The following is a 25,399-nucleotide window of genomic DNA, read 5'->3' as shown; positions in this document are numbered from 1 at the left end:
GGATAGGGTGTTATGTCCGGAAAAGCGCAACAGCAGTCTCGTATCAAAGAGTTGATCACCCGCGGTCGTGAGCAGGGCTACCTGACTTACGCGGAGGTCAACGACCACCTGCCTGAGGATATTTCAGATCCGGAACAGGTGGAAGACATCATCCGCATGATCAACGACATGGGGATCAACGTATTCGAGAGTGCTCCGGATGCGGATGCCCTTCTGTTGGCGGAAGCCGACACCGACGAAGCCGCGGCCGAAGAAGCCGCTGCTGCGTTGGCGGCAGTTGAAACCGATATCGGCCGCACGACCGACCCGGTGCGCATGTACATGCGCGAAATGGGCACCGTCGAGCTGCTGACCCGCGAAGGCGAGATCGAAATCGCCAAGCGTATCGAGGAAGGCATCCGTGAAGTCATGGGCGCCATCGCTCACTTCCCGGGCACTGTCGACTACATTCTCAGCGAATATGACCGTGTCACCAGCGAAGGCGGCCGTCTGTCGGACGTTCTCAGCGGTTACATCGATCCTGACGACAATATCGCCGCGCCGACCGAAGAAGTGCCGATCCCGGGCACCAAGGCCGCCGCTGCGAAGGAAGAGTCCGACGACGACGAGGACGAATCCGAAAGCGGTGACGACGAGGAAGAGGCCGAGAGCGGCCCGGACCCGGAAGTCGCCCGTCAGCGTTTCGGCGCGGTCAACGACCAGCTTCAGGCCACCAACAAGGTTCTGAAGAAGAATGGTCGCACCCACCAGGAAAGCATCGACGCCCTGCAGGCCCTGGCCGATTTGTTCATGCCGATCAAGCTGGTACCGAAGCAGTTCGAGGTACTGGTAGAGCGTGTTCGTGACGCCCTGAACCGCCTGCGCCAGCAGGAACGCGCCATCATGCAGCTGTGCGTGCGTGACGCCCGCATGCCGCGTGCCGACTTCCTGCGCATGTTCCCGAGCAACGAAACCGACCAGACCTGGAGCGGTGACCTGGCCAAGCGCAACACCAAATGGGCTGCCGCCCTGGGTGAAAAGGACGCTGCCATCGTCGCTTGCCAGCAGAAGCTGATCGACCTTGAGACCGAAACCGGCCTGACCGTTGCCGAGATCAAGGAAATCAACCGTCGCATGTCGATCGGTGAAGCCAAGGCCCGCCGCGCCAAGAAAGAAATGGTCGAGGCGAACCTGCGTCTGGTGATCTCCATCGCCAAGAAGTACACCAACCGTGGCTTGCAATTCCTCGACCTGATCCAGGAAGGCAACATCGGCTTGATGAAAGCGGTGGACAAGTTCGAATACCGTCGCGGCTACAAGTTCTCGACCTATGCCACCTGGTGGATCCGCCAGGCGATCACCCGTTCGATCGCCGACCAGGCGCGCACCATCCGTATTCCGGTGCACATGATCGAGACGATCAACAAGCTCAACCGTATTTCCCGCCAGATGCTGCAGGAAATGGGTCGCGAACCGACCCCGGAAGAGCTGGGCGAGCGCATGGAAATGCCTGAGGACAAGATCCGCAAGGTACTGAAGATCGCCAAAGAGCCGATCTCCATGGAAACCCCGATCGGTGACGACGAAGATTCGCACCTGGGCGACTTCATCGAGGACTCGACCATGCAGTCCCCGATTGACGTGGCCACGGTCGAAAGCCTCAAGGAAGCCACTCGTGACGTGCTCTCGGGCCTGACCGCACGCGAAGCCAAGGTGCTGCGTATGCGCTTCGGTATCGACATGAACACCGACCACACCCTCGAAGAGGTGGGCAAGCAGTTCGACGTGACCCGCGAGCGGATCCGTCAGATCGAAGCGAAGGCGTTGCGCAAACTGCGCCACCCGACTCGCAGCGAGCATCTGCGTTCCTTCCTCGACGAGTGATGACAAAACCCCGGCCCAGGCCGGGGTTTTTCTTTTCCGGCCCTGCGCGATCCCTGTGGGAGCCGGCTTGCCGGCGACGGGCTGCGCAGCAGCCCCATTTCCTCATTACCTCCCCCTTCCGACAGCCAGAACACAAAGCCCGTCCTTCCACCGCACACCTACAGCAATGCCCGTCTACACTCGACTTCATAACACTTGAATGTGAGGCCGCTATGCCGCTGATGCCGGCCATCCTGTTGCTGCTCCTGATCTTGTGGAACACAACGGCCGGCGCCCTGACCCTGACAGACGAGGAGAAAGCCTGGTTGGCTGCCCACCCGCAGCTGAGCCTGGGTGTAGACGCCTCTTGGCCACCGTTCGAATTTCGCGACCAGGAGGGCCGGTACCAGGGATTGGCCGCCGATTACATCGCCACGATCCAGCAACGCCTGGGCGTGACGCTCAAACCGGTCGAACCCAGCAGCTGGACCGAGGTACTGGCGCAAGCACGCGAAAGCCGCATCGACCTGCTGCCCGGCATCATGTCCACCCCCGAGCGCCAAGGCTACCTGGCCTTCACCCGGCCGTACCTCGACTTCCCCATCGTAATCCTCGCCCATAAAGGCGGTGCACAGCCGCGCAACCTGGACGACCTTTACGGCCTGAAGATCGCCGTGGTCGAAAACTACGCCCCGCACGAACTGCTGCGCACACACCACCCAGACCTCAACCTGGTGGCCCTGCCTAACGTCAGCTCCACCCTGCAGGCCCTGGCCACCGACGAAGTGGACGCCGTGGTCGGTGACCTCGCTTCAAGCATCTGGAGCCTGCGCCAGCTCAAGCTCGACGGCCTCTACGTCAGCGGCGAAACGCCCTACCGCTACCAGCTGGCCATGGCCGCCCCGCGCGACAAGAAAGTACTGGTCGGCATTCTCGACAAAGTGATAGCCGACATGAGCAGCAGCGAAGTCAGCCAGATCCAGCAACGCTGGGTGGGCAATGTGGTCGACCAACGGATGTTCTGGTCGGACCTGCTGGTGTATGGCCTGCCCACGGTGCTGGTATTGATGGCCGTGCTGGCAGCGGTCATCCGCATCAACCGCCGGCTCAGTTCGGAAATTTCACGGCGCATCGCCCTGGAGCAGGAACTGCGCAGCAGCGAGTACCACTATCGCAGCCTGGTCGAGAGCCTGTCCGCCATAGCCTGGGAGGCCGACGCCAACGACTTCACCTACAGCTACGTCTCGCCCCACGCAGAAGGCTTGCTCGGCTACCCATTGGCCGACTGGCTCAAACCTGGCTTCTGGCGCAGCATCCTGCACCCGGAGGATGCCCTCTGGGCCCAGGCCTACTGCGACAGCGAGACTGCCGCCGGCCGCGACCACAGCCTCGACTACCGGGTGATCAGGGCCGATGGCCAGCCACTGTGGGTACGCAACATCGTCAGCATGATCGAGCATGGCCACCAGCCGGTGATGCGTGGCCTGATGATCGACATCAGCGAGACCAAGCGCACCGAGGACGCCCTGCGCCTGTCCGAACAGAAGTTCGCCTCGGTGTTCCAGCAGTGCCCCGACATCCTGCTGATCGCCCGCCACAGCGACGGCTGCCTGCTGGAGGTGAACGAGGCCTTCGAAGAGCAGATCGGCCTCACCCCGAGCCAGGTAATTGGCCGCACCGCCACCGAGCTCAACCTGTGGGGCGTCGAAGGCGACGGCCCGCGTCTGCTCGAACGCCTGCACCAAGGCGGTATCCGCAACCTGGAAATGAGCTTCCGCCGCAGCAACGGCCAACTCTTCACCGGCCTGACCTCGGCCGAAACCTTTGAACTCGACGGCAACCTCGCGCTCGTGGTGGCGGTACGCGATATCAGCCAGCTCAAGGAAACCCAGGAGCAGCTACAAACCTCGGAAGAGAAATTCGCCAAGGCCTTCCATGCCTCGCCCGATGGCCTGCTGCTGTCGCGCCAGAGCGACGGTTTGCTGCTCGAAGTGAACGAAGGCTTCTGCCGCCTGACCGGCTATGACCTCAGCCCTACCATCGACCAGACCTCGCTGGACCTGGGCATCTGGGTCGACCTCAACGAGCGCAAGCGTCTGGTCCAACAGCTAAACCGCGACGGCTTCGTACGCGACTTCACGTGCCACCTGCGCCGCAGCGACGGGCAGATTCGCCTCTGCGAACTCTCTGCACGGCCGCTGCCGATTGCTGGCGACGACTGCATACTGACAATCGCCCGCGACATCACCGAGCGCCATCTGATGCAGGAAAAGCTGCAGCTGGCCGCCACCGTGTTCGAGAACACCGCCGAAGGAGTGCTGATCACCGACATCGACCAGCACATTAGTGCCGTAAACCGCGCCTTCAGCGAAATCACCGGTTACAGTGAGATCGAAGCCCTCGGCCAGACCCCACGCCTGCTCGCTTCCGGCCAGCACGACAGTGCGTTCTATGCCGCCATGTGGCACCAGCTGACCGATGAAGGCCATTGGCAAGGCGAGATCTACAACAAGCGCAAGAACGGCGAACTGTACCCCGGCTGGCTGACCATCAGCGCCGTGCGCAACAGCGAGCGCGAGATTACCCACTTCGTCGCTGTGTTCGCCGACATCTCCAGCCTCAAGCACGCCCAGGCCAAGCTTGACTACCAGGCCCACCACGATCCACTGACCGGCCTGCCCAACCGTGCCCTGTTCGAGAACCGCCTGCAGGCCGCGCTCACCTGCGCGCAGGTCTCCAACCGCAAGGGCGCGGTGCTGTTCCTTGACCTCGACCGTTTCAAGCACATCAACGACAGCCTCGGCCACCCAGTCGGCGATCTGCTGCTCAAGGGCATCGCCCAACGCTTGAAGGAGCAGGTGCGTGATGTCGACACCGTGGCCCGCCTGGGTGGCGATGAGTTCATCATCCTGCTGCCCGGCCTGCACAAACCCAGTGACGCCAGCGCCATCGCCAATAAGCTGCTGACCTGCTTCAACGCGCCATTCCAGGCTGGCGAGCATGAGTTCTTCACCAGCGCCAGCATCGGCATCAGCCTTTATCCGCAGGACGGCACCGACGTTGCCACACTGATTCGCAACGCCGACGCCGCCATGTACCGCTCCAAGGCCAAGGGCCGTAACCGCGTCGAAGCCTACACCCTCGACCTCACCGCCCAGGCCAGCGAACGCATCGCCCTGGAGCACGAACTGCGCCGCGCCATCGAGCGCAACGAACTGAGCCTGTGCTTCCAGCCCAAGCTCAGCCTCAAGACACAGAGCCTGGTCGGTGCCGAAGCGCTGATACGCTGGAGCCACCCGACCTTTGGTGAAGTGCCGCCAGAACACTTCATTCACTTGGCGGAAGAGAACGGCACCATCCTCCAGATAGGTGACTGGGTATTGGAGCAGGCCTGCCGGCAGATGCAGGCCTGGAAGATGCACTACGACCCCTTCGGCCCGCTGTCGATAAACCTCGCCGGCGCCCAGCTACGCCATCCCCACCTTGCCAGGCGCATCGAACAGTTGCTGAAGCACTACCAGCTCACAGCCGGTGACCTGCAGCTGGAAATCACCGAAAACTTCATCATGAGCCAGGCAGAGGAAGCCTTGGCCGTGCTGTACCAGCTGAAGAAACTGGGCGTGCAACTGGCCATCGACGATTTCGGCACCGGTTATTCATCGCTGAGCTACCTCAAGCGCCTGCCGCTGGACATTCTCAAGATCGACAAGTCGTTCATCCGCGGGCTGCCCGACGACCCTCATGACGCCGCCATCGCCCGCGCCATCATCGCCCTGGGCCGCAGCATGCAGCTGACCATCATTGCCGAGGGCGTGGAAAACCAGGCCCAGCAACGGTTCCTGGCGGCAGAGGGCTGTGAGCAGATCCAGGGCTACATCGTCAGTCTGCCCCTGCCCCCGGACGAGTTCGCGGCGACGTTTCTTCGCATAGCACTATCGGATCTTTCAGATGGCACAGGTGCGAAACCCTCGTTATAATCCGGCCACTTACTGAGGGCCTATAGCTCAGTCGGTTAGAGCAGAGGACTCATAATCCTTTGGTCCACGGTTCGAGTCCGTGTGGGCCCACCAGATAATCAAAGGCCTACGTTGCAGAACGTAGGCCTTTGTCTTTTCGGGGACTGCAGTCATGTTCTCCTGACTAGGGCAACTCCTCTTGCTGGGCTATCCAGCTGTGTATGTACTGAAGAACCCGTGTCGCACCTTCGGCAGTTTCCACCAGCTCTATCGGCCGCTCACCACTGAGGAACTGATTGGGCTGCTCCATCCACTTGAACGCTGCCGCCCTGCTTCCGCGTACAGGAATGGCCAAATCCAGAATTTCCTGCAGCAGTTCAGGTTGCCCATACCAGGACTCCGGCTTGATGGTTGGTTTCCTCCCTGGAATCACTCTCGGTAGCTGACAGGCCGCAAGCTCGCCTGAATTGATGTGCTCTCGCTTCCAGTGCGCAAACTTGATCAGGTCGGTATTCGCCGAGCGGTTTTGCCCCGACGTCGGCACAACCACGCCAATCCGCACATCTGTGTGAGCACGAATCATCTGAAGTGCAGGAGCGATGTCAGTATCGTTGGTAACGATGACGGCATGGTCAACCTGCCCCGTGATCGAATCATGGTAAGCCTGGAGGGCCAGATTCACGTCGCTCTGTTTCTCCTCCACCTTCCAGGCCTGGATTTCCCGGCACTCACGCGGAGCCTTGTCCGGATTTTCAGGGTCGACGATCTTCACCTTCATTTTATTGACGGCGTAATAACCTTCGATGAGCTCTATTCGACCATCATGCAGCTTGCGCAAAGCGGTGTGGTAGCGAGCTTGTGACGACACCGAATCGCCAGCACGGGCGACCGACTCGATGATCTTTGCCGTGAAATATTTGATCGAGGGGGATTCCAGGAGCCGCCATGCCCTGATCTGGCCATGGTTGTCCGTGACCAGTATGGAAGGCAAGATGTGCTTTTCAAAGAGAGGCAACAGGTCGAGCCACTTGTACGGTGTGCCGCGCAAGCAGCCGTAGTAGAAGTTGTAGCCGTCGATATAGATACGAGTGCGCAGAGGCTCAGAATCAAGCTTTCTCTGCATTTTTTGCACTCCAGAAACGAAAAAACCGGCTTAAGCCGGCTTTTTCCCCCTCCAACCAGATGGTCATGCCACGCCGGTCGTGAGGGTTAGTTGTTGTCGGCAGTATTGCGCAATGAGGGAGCTGATGCAAGGTGGTAGGCTGGCATCCTCGTCCTCCGAAACACAACGTTCGTGAGAGGGCCATTCTCTGCTCAGGCATGGCTATCTAAACAGCTATAAATCGTTAGATTTTGTGAGCTCCTATTCCACCCTAGACCGCACCTCGACCTGCCGGACCAATCGAGCAGTTCTGTCATTGCGCCCGATGCTTACATGCCGGCGCAGCAGCTGTAGGAGCGGCCTTGTGTCGCGAAGCGGCCCCGGGATTGCAGCACTGATGCAAAGCATGGACAACTGTCTACCCTTGCCCTGCTTACCGCAGGCTAGCTAGGCTAGCGGGTCAACCGTAGAGACTCGCCATGTCGGATTCCCGCTCCATCACGCTGGATGAAATCGATCGCCAGCTGATCGCCCTGTTGCAGATAAACGCCCGCGAAAGCGTCGCCACCCTCGCCCGCCAGCTGGGCATCGCTCGTACTACCGTCAACTCGCGTCTCGAGCGGCTGGAGAAGAACAAGGTCATCTCCGGCTATGGCGTGCGCCTGGGCCAGCGGGTGATGGGTGGTGGGCTGCAGGCATATGTGGGGATCAAGGTGCAGCCGCGCTCGGGCAAGGAGGTGGTGCGGCGCCTGAGTGCCATGGGCCAGGTGCAACAGCTGTGCGCAGTGAGCGGCGAGTTCGATTATGTGGCTTGGCTGCGTACGGATTCGCCCGAGCAACTGGACCAGTTGCTCGACCAGATCGGCAGTGTCGACGGGGTGGAGAAGACCACCACGTCGATCATTCTCAGCAGCAAGGTGGACCGCGGGCAGCCGTTCTGAACCTGGCTGGCGGTCAGGCCTCCTGGCCGTCGAGCAGGCCTTCCAGAATCGCCGAAAGGCTTTCGGCGGAATGCTGCATCGACCAGACGATGTCACGGCTGCGCTCGGGGGCGTGATGCTGGGCGTAGTCGGTGGCGATCTGATTGAGGCCACGGGCCAGCAGGCAGGCGTGGACCAAGGCGTCTGCAGCGTCGATGCCGGGGCGTATGGCGAATAATGGCGGATGGCTGGATTCGCAGTTGCAAAAGGTTTTTTCTGCGGTGGGTTTCAGTTTTTCGGGTTGGTCGGAATAAGTCTTCTTCATGATGCAATTTCCAAATTGAGTCTTGAGGAAACCGCCTACCAACTCCTTCTCACGGGAAATAGGTGGCAGCCATGCACGGGGTGAGAACCGGCCAACTTGGAAATCCGGCCAGGCGAAAGCCTGCCCGCGCACAGCTGCCATGACATAAGCCTTGGTGCGAAGTTGGAGATGGGTTCTCACACCCAGTCGCCCGAACAGCGGCGACCCAGTGAAGTTAACGATGAGGCGTTTCCCACGCAGCCAGACCGAGGCTATAGCGGGCGTAGGGTAATTCTTTAATTCATGGCATGGGTGTAGGAACTGTCTGATAACACCCTGTGGGAGCGGGCGTGCCCGCGAACACGGGCGCAGCCCGTGCCATACACCGCGGGGGCTTCTTCGCGGGCTCGCCCGCTCCCACAGGGGGCCGATGCTGTGCTTGAGATGGGTAGGCTTCCTGTTCGTCATAAATCTATCTTCCTTATACATTTCGACGATACAAGCTACATTCAGACAACAATCTGCACCTTAATAACGAAAACCCCACTCCCTAAAATGGCCTTCAGGCATCTCCTATACTCAGGCTCCGCCCGCTGCGCAGCCTCTCTGGCAAGGTCACTTCATGAACAAGAAAAACCGCCACCCCGCCGATGGCAAAAAACCCATCACCATCTTCGGCCCGGATTTCCCCTTCGCCTTCGACGACTGGCTGGAACACCCCGCAGGCCTGGGCAGCATCCCGGCCGAGCGCCATGGTGAGGAAGTGGCAATCGTGGGCGCCGGTATCGCCGGCCTGGTGGCGGCCTACGAGCTGATGAAGCTGGGCCTCAAGCCGGTGGTGTACGAAGCATCCAAGCTGGGTGGCCGGCTGCGCTCGCAAACCTTCAACGGCACTGACGGGATCATCGCCGAACTGGGTGGCATGCGCTTCCCGGTGTCGTCCACTGCCTTCTACCACTACGTGGACAAGCTGGGCCTGGAGACCAAACCGTTCCCCAACCCGCTGACCCCGGCCTCGGGCAGCACCGTGATCGACCTGGAAGGCCAGACCTACTACGCCGAAAAACCCACCGACCTGCCCAAGCTGTTCCACGAAGTGGCCGATGCCTGGGCCGACGCGCTGGAAAGCGGTGCCCGGTTCGCCGACATCCAGCAGGCCATCCGCGACCGTGACGTACCGCGCCTGAAAGAGCTGTGGAACAAGCTGGTACCGCTGTGGGACGACCGCACGTTCTACGACTTCGTCGCCACCTCGCGCTCGTTCGCCCAGCTGAGCTTCCAGCACCGCGAAGTGTTCGGCCAGGTCGGCTTCGGCACCGGCGGCTGGGACTCGGACTTCCCCAACTCGATGCTGGAAATCTTCCGCGTGGTGATGACCAACTGCGACGACCACCAGCACCTGGTAGTGGGCGGTGTAGAGCAGGTACCGCAAGGCATCTGGCGCCATGTACCGGAGCGCTGCGTGCATTGGCCGGAAGGCACCAGCCTGAGCGGGCTGCATGGCGGCGCACCGCGTACCGGGGTCAAGCGCATCGCCCGCGCTGCCGATGGCCGCCTGGCGGTCACCGATAACTGGGGCGACACCCGTCACTACAGTGCCGTGCTCGCCACCTGCCAGACCTGGCTGCTGACCACCCAGATCGACTGCGAGGAATCGCTGTTCTCGCAAAAGATGTGGATGGCCCTGGACCGCACCCGCTACATGCAGTCGTCGAAGACCTTCGTCATGGTCGACCGGCCGTTCTGGAAAGACAAAGACCCGGAAACCGGCCGCGACCTGATGAGCATGACCCTCACCGATCGCCTCACCCGCGGCACTTACCTGTTCGACAACGGTGACGACAAGCCGGGGGTGATCTGCCTGTCGTACTCGTGGATGAGCGACGCGCTGAAGATGCTGCCGCACCCAGTGGAAAAACGCGTGCAACTGGCCCTGGACGCACTGAAGAAGATCTACCCGAAGACCGACATCGCCGGGCACATTATCGGCGACCCAATCACCGTTTCCTGGGAGGCCGACCCGCACTTCCTCGGCGCCTTCAAGGGCGCGCTGCCTGGGCACTACCGCTACAACCAGCGCATGTACGCGCACTTCATGCAGCAGGACATGCCTGCCGAGCAGCGCGGCATGTTCATCGCCGGTGACGACGTGTCGTGGACGCCGGCCTGGGTGGAAGGCGCGGTACAGACATCGCTGAATGCGGTGTGGGGTATCATGAACCACTTCGGTGGCCGCACCCACCCGGACAACCCCGGCCCAGGCGACGTGTTCGACGAAATCGGCCCGATCGCCCTGCCGGACTGAGACAAGGAGGCAGCATGCGTATCGCTCTGTTTCAGGGCTCGCCCAAGCCACTCGACGTGCCCGGCAACCTGCAACGGTTGCGCCACCAGGCGCAACTGGCGGCCGAACGCGGCGCCAGTTTGCTGGTGTGCCCGGAGATGTTCCTGACCGGCTACAACATCGGCCTGGCCCAGGTCGAGCGCCTGGCCGAGGCCGCCGATGGCCCGGCGGCCATGGAGGTGGTGGAAATCGCCCAGGCGCACCGCATCGCCATCGTCTACGGGTATCCGGAGCGTGGCGATGATGGCGCGATCTGCAACAGCGTGCAGTTGATCGATGGTCACGGCCGCAGCCTGAGCAACTATCGCAAGACCCACCTGTTCGGCGAGCTGGACCGCTCGATGTTCAGCGCAGGTGCCGATCACTTCCCGGTGGTGGAGCTGGATGGCTGGAAGGTCGGCCTGCTGATCTGCTACGACATCGAGTTCCCGGAGAATGCCCGGCGCCTGGCGCTGGACGGGGCCGAGCTGATTCTGGTACCGACGGCGAACATGTCGCCGTACGACTTCATCTGCCAGGTGACCGTGAGGGCGCGGGCGCAGGAGAACCAGTGCTATCTGGTGTATGCCAACTATTGCGGCTCGGAAGGCGAGATCCAGTATTGCGGGCAGAGCAGCATCGTCGGCCCGGATGGCAGCCTGTTGGCCATGGCCGGGCGAGACGAATGCCAGTTGCTGGCGGAGCTGGAGCATGAGCGGGTGGTACAGGGGCGGGCGGCGTTTCCTTACCTGAGCGATCTGCGCCAGGAGCTGCACCTGCGTAAGGGCTGACTGGGGCCGCTGTGCGGCCCATTCGCGGGTAAACCCGCTCCCACAGGGTAAATCACAGGCCTGAAAGCTATGCAGTGCCTGTGGGAGCGGGTTTACCCGCGAAGAGGCCGGCCCTGCAAACAAATGGGTTAGCATGAACACCTGCCCTGGAGTTTCCATGCCTGACGCCACCCGCCACCTCACCCTCGCCAACGGCCTGCAGCTGACCCTGCGCCACGCCCCGCGCCTGAAGCGCTCGGCCGCGGCCCTGCGGGTGCACGCGGGTAGCCACGACACGCCGACCAAATGGCCCGGCCTGGCCCACTTCCTGGAGCACCTGTTCTTCCTCGGCACTTCGCGCTTCCCTCTCGACGACGGCCTGATGCGCTATGTGCAGGCCCTCGGCGGCCAGGTCAATGCCAGCACCCGCGAACGCACCACCGACTTCTTCTTCGAGGTCCCGCCCAGCGCCCTGGCCGGGGGGCTGGAGCGCCTGTGCCAGATGTTGGCCGAACCAGACCTGGGCATCGAGCGCCAACGCCGCGAACGCGAAGTAATCCATGCCGAGTTCATTGCCTGGTCGCGCAACCCTCAGGCCCAGCAGCAGTTCGCCTTGCTGCAATCGGCAGCGCCCGGCCATCCATTGAGCGCTTTTCATGCCGGTAACCGGCACACCTTGGCCTTGCAGGACCCTGCCTTCCAGCAAGCGCTCGGTGGCTTTCACCAGCGCTTCTACCAAGGCGGCCAGGTCACCCTAAGCCTGTGCGGCCCGCAATCGCTGGATGAACTGGAATTACTGGGCCGGCAGTATGCCAAGCTGTTCGCAACAGGTGAACGGGTGCCACAAGCTCTGCCACCGCCTTTATCGGCGACCGACACGCACCTGCTGTTCAGCCACGAAAACCTGCCGGCAGGTGCCGAGCAGGCCCTTGAGTTGCTCATCGCCTGCCTCGGCGATAGCCGCCCGGGCACATGGCTGGATGCACTTCGCCAGCGTGGCTGGCTGCAAGGCTTCAAGGCCGAGGCGCTGTATGCCTTCGCCGGGCAGTTGCTGTGGCACATTGACCTGAAGCTGAGCGAGGACGCCTGCCCAGAGGAAGCCAATGCCCTGTTGCAGGGCTGGTTCGGCTTCATCCGCCAGGCCGCCCCTGAGCAATTGAGTGCCGAATTCGAGCTGCTGCAGCAAAGCCGCGAACGCAGCGCCAGCGCGCTTGAGCTGGCCCGCCGGGACAGCGCCGGCCAGCCGTTCAGCGGTTTGGACACACAAGGCTTGCAGGCGCTCCGAGCCCTGCTGGAAGGCCTGCCGGGCCGCGCACATGGGCATTGGCAACTGCCCTCCGTCGACCCCTTGCTTCTGGCCGACTTGCCTGATGCCAGTCCGCACCCACTGCCAGCGGCATTGAAAGTCAGCGACCAGCTGCCTGGTGCTCGTCAATACGCGGCGCTGTACCTGCGCTGGCATGTCCCTTCGCCGTTGCGCCAACGCCTGCATGCCCTGCTCGAACGTGCCCTGCACCCCCTGCAGGAGCGCTGCGAGCGCGTATCGGTGCAGTTGCAGTTCAGTGCCGCTGGCGAATACTGGCAACTGCGCTGCACCGGGCTGCCGGCAGCGGTACTGCGCACTGTGGACCAAGCCTTGGCGCTTATGCGCAAGCCCCCGGCAGGCAGCTGGCTACCCAGTTCGACGCAGCCTCCGGCACTGATTCCCATCCGGGCCCTGCTCAAGCAGCTGCCCGACGCCGTGCTGGGCGCCATGCCTGCACCTGCTGCGGCCTGCACCCTGGCACAGACGCATCTCGACAAACTGTGGCAGCAAGCACGCTGGTACGGCCTGGCTGCCGGCTTCGACGATGGCGCCCTGAACGCATTGGGCACCGTGCTGCAGCACTGCCCTGGGCAAGGCTCAGCGCCTGGCCCTCTGCCCGCCTGGGCCAACCACCGTTGGCAACATGCCGAAGTACCCGGCAGTGAGCATGCCCTGCTGCTGTTCTGCCCACTGCCAGCGGCCATGGAAGCCGCTGGCCGCCTGCTCGCGCAGTTGCTGCAAGGGCCGGTTTACCAACGGCTACGGGTAGAACTGCAACTCGGCTATGCGGTATTCAGTACCTTTCGTCAGGTAGAGGGTGTCGGCGGCCTGCTGTTCGGGGTCCAGTCGCCTCATGCCAGCCAGGTACAGATCCTCGACCACCTGCTCACCTTGCTGCGCCAGGGCGTTACCCTGGCCCCTGCCGCTCGTCAGGCGCTGGCCGGGCAATTCGATGAACCGGCGATGGGCCACGCCGAAGTCGCCGAATGGGCGTGGCAGACATTCCTGGCCACACAACCCGGCAGGCTGGATGCGCTGCGCAGGTCTATCCTGAAAACGCGGCAGACGGATCTGGACCAGTTGCTGAACCACTTGCTCGATAAAGATTCCACTTGGCTATGCCTTGCCAACGCAGTCGCACCAGATACTTCCTGGCTGGGTACAAACCCATGATTGTTACGAAAACCGCAACGGAGTTTTCGAATAATTAACCTTTCGGTACAAATTTTTCTTGTAAGATAGCGCAATCCCAACCTTGGGAACCTCCAGCCAATGGCGGTACCCAAGTAGTAGCTGACAAACCCACCCCCTCATCCGGAAGGAGTAATTCCATGTGGACCAAACCTGCATACACTGATCTGCGCATCGGCTTCGAAGTCACCATGTACTTCGCCAACCGCTAAGCCCGGCTTACGGTTCAACGCCTCGGCCTGCCGGGGCGTTTTCGTTTTTTCGCTACGGTTTCTGCAGAGAGAGTGGCCATGTACATCCAGGTTCTCGGTTCCGCCGCCGGCGGCGGGTTCCCACAGTGGAACTGCAACTGCGTCAACTGCAAGGGCTTGCGTGACGGTACCCTGCGAGCCACGCCACGCACCCAGTCGTCCATCGCCCTGTCCGACGACGGCGTGCACTGGGTGCTGTGCAATGCCTCGCCCGATATTCGTGCCCAGCTCCAGGCCTTTGCGCCGATGCAGCCGGCCCGCGCCCTGCGCGACACCGGCATCAACGCCATCATCCTGCTGGACAGCCAGATCGACCACACCACCGGCCTGCTCAGCCTGCGCGAAGGCTGCCCGCACCAGGTGTGGTGCACCGACATGGTCCACCAGGACCTGACCACGGGCTTTCCGCTGTTCAACATGCTCAGCCACTGGAACGGCGGCCTGCAGTGGAACCGTATAGAGCTGGAAGGCAGCTTCGTCATCGACGCCTGCCCCAACCTGCGCTTCACCCCGTTCCCCCTGCGCAGCGCCGCGCCGCCCTACTCGCCGCACCGCTTCGACCCGCACCCGGGCGACAACCTTGGCCTGCTGGTCGAGGACACCCGCACCGGCGGCAAGCTGTTCTACGCCCCGGGCCTGGGCCAGGTGGACGACAAGCTGCTGACGATGATGCACGGCGCCGACTGCCTGCTGGTCGACGGCACCCTGTGGGAAGATGATGAAATGCAGCGCCGTGGCGTGGGCACCCGCACCGGCCGCGAAATGGGCCACCTGGCGCAGAACGGCCCAGGCGGCATGCTGGAGGTGCTGGATGGCTTCCCGCGCCAGCGCAAGGTACTTATCCACATCAACAACACCAACCCGATTCTCGACGAAGACTCGCCCGAGCGTGCCGAAGTGCTGCGCCGGGGTGTGGAAGTGGCCTTCGATGGCATGAGTATCGAGTTGTAACAGCCAGATCGCACAAGCAACACAGGCCCTGTGGGAGCGGGTTCACCCGCGAAGAATCCCACACAGTGTATGGCACCGGCTTCGCCGGTGTTCGCGGGTAAACCCGCTCCCACAGGGATCGCGCCGAGACTCAGCTATACAGGAGCCAGCCGAATGAGCGACGCACTGCCAATGTCCCCTGCCGAATTCGAGCAGGCCCTGCGCGCCAAGGGCGCCTACTACCACATCCATCACCCGTACCACGTGGCGATGTACCAGGGTCGCGCCACCCGCGAACAGATCCAGGGCTGGGTAGCCAACCGCTTCTACTACCAGGTGAACATCCCGATGAAGGATGCCGCGATCCTGGCCAACTGCCCGGACCGCGAAGTACGCCGCGAGTGGATCCAGCGCCTGCTCGACCACGATGGCGCGCCCGGCGAGGACGGTGGTATCGAAGCCTGGCTGCGCCTGGGCCAGGCCGTGGGGCTGGACCCGGACCAGTTGCGTTCCCAGGAGCTGGTACTGCCCGGTGTGCGCTTTGCCGTGGACGCCTACGTCAACTTCGCCCGCCGGGCCAGTTGGCAGGAAGCGGCCAGCAGCTCGCTGACCGAGCTGTTCGCCCCGCAGATCCACCAGTCGCGCCTGGACAGCTGGCCGCAGCACTACCCGTGGATCGACCCGGCCGGCTACGAATACTTCCGCACCCGCCTGGGCCAGGCCCGGCGTGACGTGGAGCACGGCCTGGCGATTACCTTGCAGCACTACACCACCCGCGCGGGCCAGGAGCGTATGCTGGAGATACTGCAGTTCAAGCTGGATATTCTCTGGAGCATGCTCGACGCCATGAGCATGGCTTACGAGCTGAACCGCCCGCCCTATCACTCCGTCACCCAGGAACGGGTGTGGCACAAAGGGATCACCCTATGAGTTTCGACCGTAATCAAGTGCCAGCCTGGCGCCCCGGCTACCGCTTCCAGTACGAGCCGGCGCAAAAGGGCCATGTGCTGCTGTACCCAGAGGGCATGATCAAGCTCAACGACAGCGCAGCCCTGATTGGTGGCCTGATCGACGGCCAACGCGACGTTGCCGCGATCATCAGCGAACTCGAACAACAGTTCCCCGGTGTCCCGGAAGTGGCCGATGACATCGAGCAGTTCATGGAGGTGGCCCGTGCCGAACACTGGATCGTCCTCGCCTGAGTTACCGCCCACGCCCGCAGTCGGCCTGCCGCTGTGGCTGCTGGCCGAGCTGACCTACCGCTGCCCGCTGCAGTGCCCGTACTGCTCCAACCCGCTGGACTTCGCAGCCCAGGGCCAGGAGCTGAGCACCGAGCAGTGGTTCAAGGTGATGGCCGAAGCCCGGGAAATGGGTGCCGCGCAAATCGGTTTCTCCGGCGGAGAGCCGCTGGTACGCCAGGACCTCGCCGAACTGATCGGCGAGGCCCGCCGGCTGGGCTACTACACCAACCTGATCACCTCGGGCATCGGCCTGACCGAGGCGCGCATCGCCGACTTCAAGAAAGCCGGCCTGGACCATATCCAGATCAGCTTCCAGGCCAGCGACGAGCAGGTCAACAACCTACTGGCCGGCTCGAAGAAGGCCTTTGCGCAAAAGCTGGAAATGGCCCGTGCGGTGAAGGCCCATGGCTACCCGATGGTGCTCAACTTCGTCACCCACCGGCACAACATCGACAAGATCGACCGCATCATCGAGCTGTGCATCGCCCTGGAGGCCGACTTCGTCGAGCTTGCCACCTGCCAGTTCTACGGCTGGGCCCACCTCAACCGGCTGGGCCTGCTGCCAACCCGCGCGCAGCTGGAACGGGCCGAACGCATCACCAACGAGTATCGGGAAAAGCTCAAGGCCGAGGGCAACCCGTGCAAGCTGATCTTCGTCACCCCGGACTACTACGAGGAGCGCCCCAAGGCCTGCATGAATGGCTGGGGCAGCCTGTTCCTCACCATCACCCCGGACGGCACCGCCCTGCCCTGCCACGGCGCGCGCCAGCTGCCGGTGCAGTTCCCCAACGTGCGCGACCACGACCTGCACCACATCTGGTACGACTCGTTCGGCTTCAACCGCTTCCGCGGCTATGAGTGGATGCCCGAACCCTGCCGTTCCTGCGACGAGAAGGAAAATGACTTCGGCGGCTGCCGCTGCCAGGCCTTCATGCTCACCGGCGATGCCAGCAACGCCGACCCGGTGTGCGCCAAGTCGGCCGACCACGGCATCATCCTCAAGGCCCGCGAGGAGGCGGAAAGCGCCCAGCTCACCATTGAAGAGATGACCTTCCGCAATGAACGAAACTCCCGTGTCATCGTCCGCGGCTGAGTTCAGCGCGGCCCAGGCAGTTGCCGCCGGCACCGACTTCGCCGAACTCAAGGTCAGCGCCGCGGGGCTGTTCTGGAACGAGTTTCGCCCGGCCGATGGTGCCTGTCGCATCTGGCACTGGCAGCACCAGCAGGCCCGCTGCCTGACACCTGATGGCTTCAGCGTACGTAGCCGGGTGTACGAATACGGCGGTGGCAGTTTTTGCCTGGGTGGTGATGGGCTGCTGTTCGTCAATGAAAAGGACCAGCAGGTCTATACCCAGACCCTGGAAGGCGCGGTACCGCGCGCCCTGACTGATGATGCCAGCTGCCGCTACGGCGATGTGCAGTGGCACGACGGCCTGGTGCTGGCGGTCGAGGAGCAGCATGGCGAACGGGTCGAGCATCGCTTGGTCGCCCTGTGGGAACAAGCTCGCGAAGTGCTCGCTGAGGGGGCCGACTTCTATGCCTCACCTACGGTGAGTACCGACGGCCAGCGCCTGGCTTGGGTCGAATGGGACCGCCCGGCACAACCCTGGACCATCACCAGGCTGATGTGCCGCACACGTGATGCAAGTGGCCACTGGGGGCCCGCGCAATGTGTGGCCGGCGCTGACGAATCGCTGCAGCAGCCGCGCTTCGATAGCGAAGGCCGACTCTACTGCCTGTCTGACCGCAATGGCTTCTGGCAACCCTGGGGCGAGGTCGATGACTGCTGGCAGGCCCTGCCTGCCGAGCCCGCGGACCACGCTGCGGCGCCCTGGCAACTCGGCGCCAGCACCTGGTTGGCACTGGGACAGCAAAGCTATCTGGCCAGCTGGTTCGAAGACGGCTTCGGGCAACTGGGGCTGCGTACTGCCGATGGTAGCCTGGAGCGTTTCGCCAGTGCCTACACGCGTTTTCGCAGCCTGGCCATGGATGCCGAACACCTGTTTGCCATTGCCGCCTCGCCGATCAGCCCGCCGGCGGTCATCGCCATCGCCCGCAGCAACCACGAGGTCAGCGTATTGGCTGGTGGCGCCGAAGTGCTGCCGGCAAGGCATATCAGCCTGCCGCAGTCGATCCACTACGGCAGTGACGGCCAGCGCGCCCATGGCTTCTTCTACCCAGCAGCCCGCTCGCAAGGTGCCGCGCCGTTGGTGGTGTTCATCCATGGCGGGCCGACTTCAGCCTGTTATCCCGTGCTCGACCCGCGCATCCAGTACTGGACCCAACGCGGCTTCGCCGTCGCCGACCTGAACTACCGGGGCAGCACCGGCTATGGCCGTGAATACCGCCAGGCCTTGCATCTGCGCTGGGGCGAAAGCGATGTGGCCGATGCTTGCGCGGCGGTGGAATACCTGGCCGGACGTGGGCTGATCGACAGCCGCAAGGCGTTCATCCGCGGCGGTAGTGCGGGCGGCTACACCACCCTATGCGCCCTGGCGTTCCATGATGTGTTCCGCGCCGGTGCCAGCCTGTACGGGGTCAGCGACCCGGTTGCCCTGGGCCGGGCCACCCACAAGTTCGAAGGGGACTACCTGGACTGGCTGATCGGCGACCCGCTGCAGGATGCCGAGCGCTATCGCCAGCGTACGCCGCTGCTGCATGCGGGGCAGATCAAGGTACCGGTGATTTTCTTCCAGGGCGAACTGGATGCGGTGGTGGTGCCGGAGCAGACGCGGTCGATGCTGGCGGCGCTGCAGGCTAACGGGATAGAAGCCGAAGGGCACTTCTATGCGGGGGAGCGTCATGGGTTCCGCAAGGCGGAGAACCTGGCGCATGCCTTGGAAGAAGAGTGGAAGTTCTATTGCCGGGTGTTGGAGGGCTGAGATTCTGGGGCCGCTTTGCGGCCCATCGCGACACAAGGCCGCTCCTACAGGGATCGGACAAGCCCGAATGTGGCGCTGTACCTGTAGGAGCGGCCTTGTGTCGCGATGGGCTGCAAAGCAGCCCCAAAAATCTCAGCGCTTGGCGATGATATACACCGCATGCACGATCCCCGGAATGTACCCCAGCAAGGTCAGCAAGATATTCAGCCAGAACGCCCCGCCAAACCCCACCTGCAGGAACACGCCCAGCGGTGGCAGGATGATGGCGATGATGATGCGTATAAAGTCCATGCGAGTCTCTCCTGAAGGGGTTACATCAGAGACTAGCCGCCCGCCACAGAGGTTCAACAGGCAAAAAAAACGCCCCGGGCCGAATGAAACAGGCCAAGGGCGATGCGCAGGAACGCCAGACGGTTCGTAGAATTCTCGATGTCACCAGGCCGCTAGGCTGGCATTTCGCGGCGGGCCTGCTGCTGGGCATGCAGGCGGGCAAAGGCACGGGCCAGGCGCAGCAGCATTTCGTCGATGTTGCCCTTGCTCACGGTCAGCGCTGGCGAAAAACGCACCACATCCGCCTGCGGTGCGTTGAGCAACAGGCCTTCATGCAAGGCAGCCGCCACAAGCTCGCGGGCCAGGTTTTCTTTCATCTGCAGGGCCCACAACAGGCCTTGCCCGCGCACTTCGCCCTGGCCATAACGCCCAGCCAGCCGGCTCAGGCCTTCACGCAGGTGGCGGCCGTTGTCCTGCACCTGGGCGAAGAAGCCAGGCTCCAGCACGGTATCCAGCACGGCCAGGCCGGCAGCGCACATCAGCGCGTTGCCATGGTGGCTGCCTTCCAGTTCGCCAGGCTCGGCGCAGCACGCCGTGCCCCGGGCCAGCAAGGCCGCCAGCGGCACGCCACCGCCCAGGCCCTTGCCCAGCGTGATGATGTCGGCGCGCACGCCGTAGGTTTCCTCGGCCAGCAGCGCGCCACAGCGGCCGATGCCGGTCTGCACCTCGTCGAGGATCAGCAGGATGCCGAGTTCCCGGCACAGCGTTTCCACACCCTTGAGGTATTCCTGCGTGGCCGGGATGACACCCGCCTCACCCTGGATCGGCTCGAGCATGATCGCCACGGTGCGCGAGTCCACCTCCGCGTGCAGCGCCGCCAAGTCGTTGAATGGCACCTTGCTGAAGCCAGGCAGGCCCGGTTCGCAGCGGTTGCAGGGCAGCGGGTCGGACGCAGACAACGCGCCCAGGCTGCGGCCATGGCAGGCCTGGGTGGCGGTGATGATGTGATAGGCGCCGTTGCGGTGCAGCTGGCCCCACTTGCGCGCCAGCTTGATCGCACCTTCGCAGGCTTCGGCACCGCTGTTGAGCAGGTAGGCCTGGTCGCTGCCGGTGCTCTGGCACAGGCGGTTGACCAGCCCCAGCAGGCCACGGCTGTGGAAGCCCGAGCCCGGGTTGATCAACGCCTGGGCCTGGCTGCCCAGCGCCTTCACCAGCACACTGGGGCTGTGGCCCAGGCTGTTGACCGCACCACCCTGGGTGAAGTCCAGGTAGGCATGCCCTTCGTTGTCCCACAACCAGGAGCCCTGGCCACGCACGAATACCTGCGCTGCGCGTTCGTTGCTGGGCATGAGGCACTCACGCGACAGCTGTGGCGCTTCCGGCACGATCACCGGCGCACGCTTGGGCTCGGCGACGGCGGCAGGGGCCGGGCGGCGCAGGTTGAACAGGTTCATCAGGGCTCCAACCAATCACGACAGGGGCGGTCACGGTGCGGTCTTGGTGCGGCACTCGATATTTTGCCTTGCCTATCAAAAGTGTTTTTCATCCGGAGTAACAATCGATCGATTCATCGCTGTAACCCGTTGGAATACGGCGATAGACTAGGCCTCGCGAAGGTTTTCGACCATTTCGTTTTTCCAGCATTTTCGATAAGTATCACTTATGGATTTCCGCCAACTGCGTTATTTCGTCGCGGTGTATGAAGAAGGCCACGTGGGCCGCGCCGCCGAGCGCCTGTCGCTGTCCCAGCCAGCGCTTTCCCAGCAGATCCGCCAGCTGGAGCACAGCCTCGACCTGAGCCTGTTCGAACGCAGCAACAAGCGCCTGTTGCCGACTCTGGCCGCCCACACCCTGTACAACCACGCCCTGCCGTTGCTCGACGGTCTGCAGCGCGCCCACGAGGCCATGCGCAACTTCAAGGGCCAGTCGCTGCGTACCTTGGCCATCGGCGTGCTGCAGACCGTGCGGCCGAGCCTGGTGCCGCAGCTGCTCGAACGCCTGCGCAGGGCACAGCCGCACTTGGTGGTGCAGATCTACGAATTGTCAGGGCTGGAGATTGAACGGCGCTTGCTCAATGGCAGCCTGGACATCGGTATCAGCTACCTGCCGCCACGCCAGCCGGGGCTGCATGGTCTGCTGCTGTACGAAGATGAGCTGCAACTGGTCATCCCCGCCACCCACCCGCTGAAGGACTTCAAGAAGGTGTCCATTCGCCAGGCCGCCGAGCTGCCCATGCTGATGCTGGGCGAGGAATTCCAGATCCGCCAGATCTGGCAGGCGCAGCTGGCCAGCCAAGGGCGTCGGCCGCAGGTGCAGGCAGAGATGAACAACATGGCGGGGATTCTCGACAGCCTGGCCCATACCGCGCTGGCCACCATCTTGCCGGGGCGGGCCAAGGAGGCCGCCGAGGATGACCAAGGGCTGCTGTGGAAGCCGTTGAGCGAGCCACGGGTACCGCTGAAGGTTGGCTTGGTGTTCCGCGATGCCCAGCGCCAGCAGGCCTCTGTGGAGCTGCTGCGCACGCTGCTGGAGGAAGAGACGGACGCCCGCCTTTTGGGTGCATCACCGCTGGATGTGCTGGGCTGAAAAACCCGCGCACAAAGAAAACCCCGCCGAAGCGGGGTTTTCCAGACTGTTTCCCTGTGACATCCGTATCGCCCCGCCATCCTGGCAGGTGGTCCTTCGTCGTCGTCCTTGATCTGTCCTTTGCGCTTCCTGCGCAACGTCCATGTGGTAAAGAATAACCGTGGATCCAATCTGAGAACAGTGGTGAAAAGTCACCACGTTGTGTAGGAAAAAGCTTACAGGGCAGGGACTGCTACGCAGTCCCCATATCTGTCAGAACTGTTCGGCATCCAGCAGGTACAACGACTCACTCCCCGCCTTCACCGAAGCCACCAGCGAATTCACCCGCGGCAGCAACCGCGCAAAGTAGAACCGCGCCGTACCCAGCTTGCCCGTATAGAACGCTTCATCCCCCTCACCCGCCTTCGCCGCCCGCGCCATCAGTGCCCACATGTAGGCGTAGGCGACATAACCAAAGGCATGCAGGTACTCGACCGAAGCCGCCCCGATTTCGTTCGGGTTGCCCTTGGCCTGTTCCAGCACCCACTCGGTCAGCCCGTCGAGCTGATCGAGACAGGCACCCAACGGCTTGGCAAATTCATCCAGCTCGCTACCTGCGCTGGCAATGAACTGACGAATCTCGTCGGAGAACAGCCGGTAGTACGCCCCGCCACTGGCCACCACCTTGCGCCCCATCAGGTCGAGGGCCTGGATGCCGTTGGTGCCTTCGTAGATCTGCGTGATACGCACATCCCGCACCAGTTGCTCCTGCCCCCATTCGCGAATGTAGCCATGCCCGCCGAACACCTGCTGGCCGTGCACCGCGCACTCCAGGCCCAGGTCGGTGAGGAAGGCCTTGGCAACCGGCGTCAGTAGTGCCACCAGTTCTTCGCTGCGCTTGCGCACGGCGGTGTCTTCGCTGAACTTGGCACTGTCCAGCTGCATGGCCACATAGCTGGAGAAGGCACGGCCACCCTCGATCAGCGCCTTCATGGTCAACAGCATGCGGCGCACGTCCGGGTGGACGATGATCGGGTCAGCGGCCTTGTCCTTGGCTTGTGGCCCGGTCGGGGCGCGGCTCTGCAGGCGGTCGCGGGCGTACTCCACGGCATTCTGGTAGGAGCGCTCGGCCGACGCCAGGCCCTGGATACCAACGCCAAGGCGCTCGTAGTTCATCATGGTGAACATGGCCGCCAGGCCCTTGTTCGGCTCACCGACGATATAGCCGACCGCTTCATCGAAGTTCATCACGCAGGTGGCCGAGGCCTGGATACCCATCTTGTGCTCGATCGAGCCGCAGGTGGCGGGATTGCGCGCCCCCAGGCTGCCATCTTCATTGACCAGGAACTTCGGCACCAGGAACAGCGAAATGCCTTTCGGCCCCGCCGGTGCGTCCGGCAGCTTGGCCAGCACCAGGTGGATGATGTTCTCGGTCAGGTCGTGCTCGCCGCCGGTGATGAAGATCTTGGTGCCGCTGACCTTGTAGCTGCCGTCGGCCTGGGGCTCGGCCTTGGTGCGGATGATGCCCAGGTCGGTACCGGCGTGCGGCTCGGTCAGGCACATGGAACCGGCCCACACGCCGGCGTACATGTTTGGCAGGTACTTTTCCTTCAGCGCTTCACTGGCGTGGGCGTTGATCGACAGACAGGCGCCAGCAGTCAGCATCGGGTACAGGCCGAAGGACAGGCTGGAGGCGTTGACCATTTCCTCGACCTGAGCCGAGATGACCTTGGGCATGCCCATACCGCCGAACAGCGGGTCGCCACCCACACCCACCCAACCGCCTTCGGCGTAGGTTTTGTACGCCTCGATGAAACCGGCTGGGGTACTTACCGCGCCGTTTTCCCAGTGACAGCCCTCTTCATCGGCGGCACGGCTGAGCGGTGCGATGGACTTGGCGGTGACCTTGCCGGCTTCTTCCAGCACGGCCATGGCTGTGTCGGCATCGACAACCTCGGCCAACCCGGGCAACTGCGCCCACTGCTCGGCCACGTTGAAGACTTCATTCAGTACGAAGCGCATGTCGCGCAGGGGCGCTTTATATTCAGCCATGACAACCTCTCGCTACTCGGGTCGGGGCGGTCTCGGGGAACCGCGACACTGGGTTGCAGGCAGTGTAACCGAACAACTTTTACGAGACATAGGGTCATCAATAGACCGCATAGTCTGTCTCGGTCACGCCGTGCGCACCGCCCCTCGCTGCGCTTGCTGCCCATGAACCATGACACAATTACGCCCTGCGCCCTTGGCGCTGTACAGCGCCTGGTCGGCGGATTTCAGCACCGCTTCGGGGTTACGATGATCGGCCTGGCGCTCCGCCACACCGATGCTGATGGTGACCGACACCGTGCCCCCACTGCTGCCCGCCCGCCGCTGGCGCCCGGCGGTATCGTCCTGCGGGCGGTTGTGCTGGTCACGCAAGTGCATCACGTAGTTGGCGATCATTTCGCGCACGGCTTCCACATGGGGCACGCATTCCTCGGCAGTCTTGCCGGCAAACACCAGGGCGAACTCCTCGCCGCCATAGCGGTAGGCACGGCCACCCCCGGTGACCTTGGACAGACGGCTGGCAACCAGGCGCAGCACCTGGTCGCCGACGTCGTGGCCGTGGGTGTCGTTGAATTTCTTGAAGTGGTCGACATCGGTCATGGCGATCACATAGTTGCGCCCCAGGCGCTGCATGCGCTCGTTCAGCGCACGGCGCCCCGGCAGGCCGGTCAGTTCGTCGCGGAAAGCCATCTGGTAGGCCTCGTGCGCCACCGCTGCGGCGATCATCAGCATGACCTGGCTGCACATGATGTTCAGGGTAAACGGCAGGATGAACGTTTGCGGCAGCATCCAGAAAATGCCCAGCAGGCCCATCACCTGCGCAGCGTGCAGCGGCCGTGGTGCACGCAGGTATTGCACCACCAGCAGGATGAACACGCCGAGGAACAGCGGATAGACCATCTGGATCAGGCTCATCCATTGGCCATGCAAGGTTGGCCAGCGGATTTCCGCCAACCAGGTCAATAGTGCTTGGGGGTAGCTTTGCTCCAGGGCCACCGCCACGCTACCCACGGCGAACAGCACGGCGCCACGGGCGACCAGGTCCTGCAGCAGGTGGGTGCGCTCCTGCCAGGCACCATACAGCCCGAACAGGGCGGGTAGCAGCAGGCACACGAGATGGAAGATCACCGCCGCGTCCTCGCGAACGCGGCCATGGTCACGGTAGAAGTCGGTCTGGGTGTCGAGCAGGTAGTAGGCGATGTACACCGTGAGCATCAGGAACAGCTCACGCTGGCGACGGTACACCGCACAGTAGGCGCCACCCAGCAGCAGGACCAAGGTGGGCAGGACGTTGAACAGCGATGTGAAAAAGACACTGAGGTCTCTCACATAGGCCGCGGCGAGTCCTGCCAGCAAAAGAATCAGCGAAGGCAGGAAGTGACTCGCGCGAACAGCGTTAAAACGAAACAAGGGTAATCTCCAACCCGGCAGATCAATAGTGGCATTGTGCCCTTACTACATCGGCAGTGCACATGAACAGTTGAATATCGAATCAGA

Annotated in this window: 19 protein-coding genes and 1 tRNA gene; 14 read left to right on the top strand and 6 right to left on the bottom strand. The window is 62.9% G+C overall.

All coding sequences use genetic code 11. The annotated features are described in order from the left end of the window. Positions 1–12: 12 nt before the first annotated feature. The 3 genes from rpoD (at position 13) to RR51_RS08840 (ending at position 5,912) form a co-directional block, all read left to right on the top strand. Positions 13–1,863 (top strand): RNA polymerase sigma factor RpoD, encoded by a 1,851-nt coding sequence (rpoD, locus tag RR51_RS08850; protein ID WP_013970578.1) that lies wholly within the window; start codon positions 13–15, stop codon positions 1,861–1,863. Between the two features lie 212 nt (positions 1,864–2,075). Beyond that, positions 2,076–5,819, top strand: a complete 3,744-nt coding sequence (locus RR51_RS08845; RefSeq protein ID WP_039613242.1) for a bifunctional diguanylate cyclase/phosphodiesterase — start codon at positions 2,076–2,078, stop codon at positions 5,817–5,819. A 16-nt stretch (positions 5,820–5,835) separates the two neighbouring features. Continuing rightward, a tRNA-Ile gene (locus RR51_RS08840) sits at positions 5,836–5,912 on the top strand. 70 nt (positions 5,913–5,982) lie between these two features. Here the strand turns inward: RR51_RS08840 and nicB are convergent. Next, the gene (gene nicB, locus RR51_RS08835) at positions 5,983–6,921 is read right to left on the bottom strand and encodes a 6-hydroxy-3-succinoylpyridine 3-monooxygenase (protein WP_004375200.1); all 939 of its coding nucleotides are present in this window, start codon (positions 6,919–6,921) and stop codon (positions 5,983–5,985) included. A 458-nt stretch (positions 6,922–7,379) separates the two neighbouring features. Here nicB and RR51_RS08830 point away from each other — a divergent pair, with 458 nt between their 5' ends. Next, positions 7,380–7,841, top strand: coding sequence for an Lrp/AsnC family transcriptional regulator (locus RR51_RS08830; RefSeq protein ID WP_013970574.1), 462 nt, complete (start codon positions 7,380–7,382; stop codon positions 7,839–7,841). A 13-nt stretch (positions 7,842–7,854) separates the two neighbouring features. Here RR51_RS08830 and RR51_RS08825 read toward each other — a convergent pair whose 3' ends face one another. Further along, positions 7,855–8,286 (bottom strand): hypothetical protein, encoded by a 432-nt coding sequence (locus RR51_RS08825; RefSeq protein WP_232880970.1) that lies wholly within the window; start codon positions 8,284–8,286, stop codon positions 7,855–7,857. A gap of 460 nt (positions 8,287–8,746) precedes the next feature. Between RR51_RS08825 and RR51_RS08820 the strand changes: the two genes are divergently transcribed. The 9 genes from RR51_RS08820 (at position 8,747) to RR51_RS08785 (ending at position 19,018) form a co-directional block, all read left to right on the top strand. Beyond that, positions 8,747–10,429: a flavin monoamine oxidase family protein gene (locus RR51_RS08820; RefSeq protein WP_039613240.1), complete on the top strand. Its 1,683-nt coding sequence runs from the start codon at positions 8,747–8,749 to the stop codon at positions 10,427–10,429. 14 nt (positions 10,430–10,443) lie between these two features. Next, the gene (locus tag RR51_RS08815; RefSeq protein WP_039613239.1) at positions 10,444–11,238 is read left to right on the top strand and encodes a carbon-nitrogen hydrolase family protein; all 795 of its coding nucleotides are present in this window, start codon (positions 10,444–10,446) and stop codon (positions 11,236–11,238) included. Between the two features lie 157 nt (positions 11,239–11,395). Further along, entirely contained in the window at positions 11,396–13,696 is a 2,301-nt protein-coding gene (gene pqqF, locus RR51_RS08810) for a pyrroloquinoline quinone biosynthesis protein PqqF (RefSeq protein ID WP_039613238.1), read from the top strand. A 158-nt stretch (positions 13,697–13,854) separates the two neighbouring features. Next, entirely contained in the window at positions 13,855–13,926 is a 72-nt protein-coding gene (gene pqqA, locus RR51_RS29040) for a pyrroloquinoline quinone precursor peptide PqqA (RefSeq protein WP_003243383.1), read from the top strand. 78 nt (positions 13,927–14,004) lie between these two features. Continuing rightward, positions 14,005–14,916: a pyrroloquinoline quinone biosynthesis protein PqqB gene (gene pqqB / locus RR51_RS08805; protein WP_024086143.1), complete on the top strand. Its 912-nt coding sequence runs from the start codon at positions 14,005–14,007 to the stop codon at positions 14,914–14,916. A 153-nt stretch (positions 14,917–15,069) separates the two neighbouring features. Further along, complete coding sequence (gene pqqC / locus RR51_RS08800; RefSeq protein ID WP_003255592.1) at positions 15,070–15,825, top strand: pyrroloquinoline-quinone synthase PqqC; 756 nt, start codon at positions 15,070–15,072, stop codon at positions 15,823–15,825. After that, positions 15,822–16,097, top strand: coding sequence for a pyrroloquinoline quinone biosynthesis peptide chaperone PqqD (pqqD, locus tag RR51_RS08795; RefSeq protein WP_004375207.1), 276 nt, complete (start codon positions 15,822–15,824; stop codon positions 16,095–16,097). The genes pqqC and pqqD overlap by 4 nt, the downstream gene beginning before the upstream one ends. Further along, the gene (gene pqqE / locus RR51_RS08790; protein WP_039613237.1) at positions 16,069–17,229 is read left to right on the top strand and encodes a pyrroloquinoline quinone biosynthesis protein PqqE; all 1,161 of its coding nucleotides are present in this window, start codon (positions 16,069–16,071) and stop codon (positions 17,227–17,229) included. The genes pqqD and pqqE overlap by 29 nt, the downstream gene beginning before the upstream one ends. Beyond that, the gene (locus RR51_RS08785) at positions 17,195–19,018 is read left to right on the top strand and encodes an alpha/beta hydrolase family protein (RefSeq protein WP_039613236.1); all 1,824 of its coding nucleotides are present in this window, start codon (positions 17,195–17,197) and stop codon (positions 19,016–19,018) included. Before pqqE ends, RR51_RS08785 begins: the two co-directional genes overlap by 35 nt. A gap of 132 nt (positions 19,019–19,150) precedes the next feature. Here RR51_RS08785 and RR51_RS28655 read toward each other — a convergent pair whose 3' ends face one another. After that, on the bottom strand, positions 19,151–19,309 hold the full coding sequence (locus RR51_RS28655) for a YqaE/Pmp3 family membrane protein (protein ID WP_009681539.1): 159 nt from the start codon (positions 19,307–19,309) through the stop codon (positions 19,151–19,153). A 152-nt stretch (positions 19,310–19,461) separates the two neighbouring features. After that, positions 19,462–20,742 (bottom strand): aspartate aminotransferase family protein, encoded by a 1,281-nt coding sequence (locus RR51_RS08775; protein ID WP_039613235.1) that lies wholly within the window; start codon positions 20,740–20,742, stop codon positions 19,462–19,464. A 208-nt stretch (positions 20,743–20,950) separates the two neighbouring features. Here RR51_RS08775 and RR51_RS08770 point away from each other — a divergent pair, with 208 nt between their 5' ends. Next, a complete protein-coding gene (locus tag RR51_RS08770) occupies positions 20,951–21,874 on the top strand; it encodes a LysR family transcriptional regulator (protein WP_004375209.1) in 924 nt (307 codons plus the stop codon). A 252-nt stretch (positions 21,875–22,126) separates the two neighbouring features. On the opposite strand, the gene RR51_RS08765 is transcribed toward RR51_RS08770, so the two are convergent. Continuing rightward, positions 22,127–23,905, bottom strand: a complete 1,779-nt coding sequence (locus tag RR51_RS08765; protein ID WP_039613234.1) for an acyl-CoA dehydrogenase C-terminal domain-containing protein — start codon at positions 23,903–23,905, stop codon at positions 22,127–22,129. A gap of 123 nt (positions 23,906–24,028) precedes the next feature. Next, positions 24,029–25,312 carry a GGDEF domain-containing protein gene (locus tag RR51_RS08760; protein ID WP_039613233.1) on the bottom strand — a complete coding sequence of 428 codons (1,284 nt, stop codon included), beginning with the start codon at positions 25,310–25,312 and terminating at the stop codon, positions 24,029–24,031. Between the last annotated feature and the right edge of the window lie 87 nt (positions 25,313–25,399).

Origin of the sequence: Pseudomonas sp. C5pp (assembly GCF_000814065.1) — a bacterium.
Lineage (GTDB): Bacteria > Pseudomonadota > Gammaproteobacteria > Pseudomonadales > Pseudomonadaceae > Aquipseudomonas > Aquipseudomonas asiatica.
This window is presented reverse-complemented; position numbering and strand designations above follow the sequence as displayed.

Bases quoted from the DNA above. Each gene is read 5' to 3' on its own strand.
- rpoD (WP_013970578.1), top strand. From the start codon at position 13: ATGTCCGGAAAAGCGCAACAGCAGTCTCGTATCAAAGAGTTGATCACC.
- RR51_RS08845 (WP_039613242.1), top strand. From the start codon at position 2,076: ATGCCGCTGATGCCGGCCATCCTGTTGCTGCTCCTGATCTTGTGGAAC.
- nicB (WP_004375200.1), bottom strand. From the start codon at position 6,921: ATGCAGAGAAAGCTTGATTCTGAGCCTCTGCGCACTCGTATCTATATC.
- RR51_RS08830 (WP_013970574.1), top strand. From the start codon at position 7,380: ATGTCGGATTCCCGCTCCATCACGCTGGATGAAATCGATCGCCAGCTG.
- RR51_RS08825 (WP_232880970.1), bottom strand. From the start codon at position 8,286: ATGGCAGCTGTGCGCGGGCAGGCTTTCGCCTGGCCGGATTTCCAAGTT.
- RR51_RS08820 (WP_039613240.1), top strand. From the start codon at position 8,747: ATGAACAAGAAAAACCGCCACCCCGCCGATGGCAAAAAACCCATCACC.
- RR51_RS08815 (WP_039613239.1), top strand. From the start codon at position 10,444: ATGCGTATCGCTCTGTTTCAGGGCTCGCCCAAGCCACTCGACGTGCCC.
- pqqF (WP_039613238.1), top strand. From the start codon at position 11,396: ATGCCTGACGCCACCCGCCACCTCACCCTCGCCAACGGCCTGCAGCTG.
- pqqB (WP_024086143.1), top strand. From the start codon at position 14,005: ATGTACATCCAGGTTCTCGGTTCCGCCGCCGGCGGCGGGTTCCCACAG.
- pqqC (WP_003255592.1), top strand. From the start codon at position 15,070: ATGAGCGACGCACTGCCAATGTCCCCTGCCGAATTCGAGCAGGCCCTG.
- pqqD (WP_004375207.1), top strand. From the start codon at position 15,822: ATGAGTTTCGACCGTAATCAAGTGCCAGCCTGGCGCCCCGGCTACCGC.
- RR51_RS08785 (WP_039613236.1), top strand. From the start codon at position 17,195: ATGAACGAAACTCCCGTGTCATCGTCCGCGGCTGAGTTCAGCGCGGCC.
- RR51_RS28655 (WP_009681539.1), bottom strand. From the start codon at position 19,309: ATGGACTTTATACGCATCATCATCGCCATCATCCTGCCACCGCTGGGC.
- RR51_RS08775 (WP_039613235.1), bottom strand. From the start codon at position 20,742: ATGAACCTGTTCAACCTGCGCCGCCCGGCCCCTGCCGCCGTCGCCGAG.
- RR51_RS08770 (WP_004375209.1), top strand. From the start codon at position 20,951: ATGGATTTCCGCCAACTGCGTTATTTCGTCGCGGTGTATGAAGAAGGC.
- RR51_RS08765 (WP_039613234.1), bottom strand. From the start codon at position 23,905: ATGGCTGAATATAAAGCGCCCCTGCGCGACATGCGCTTCGTACTGAAT.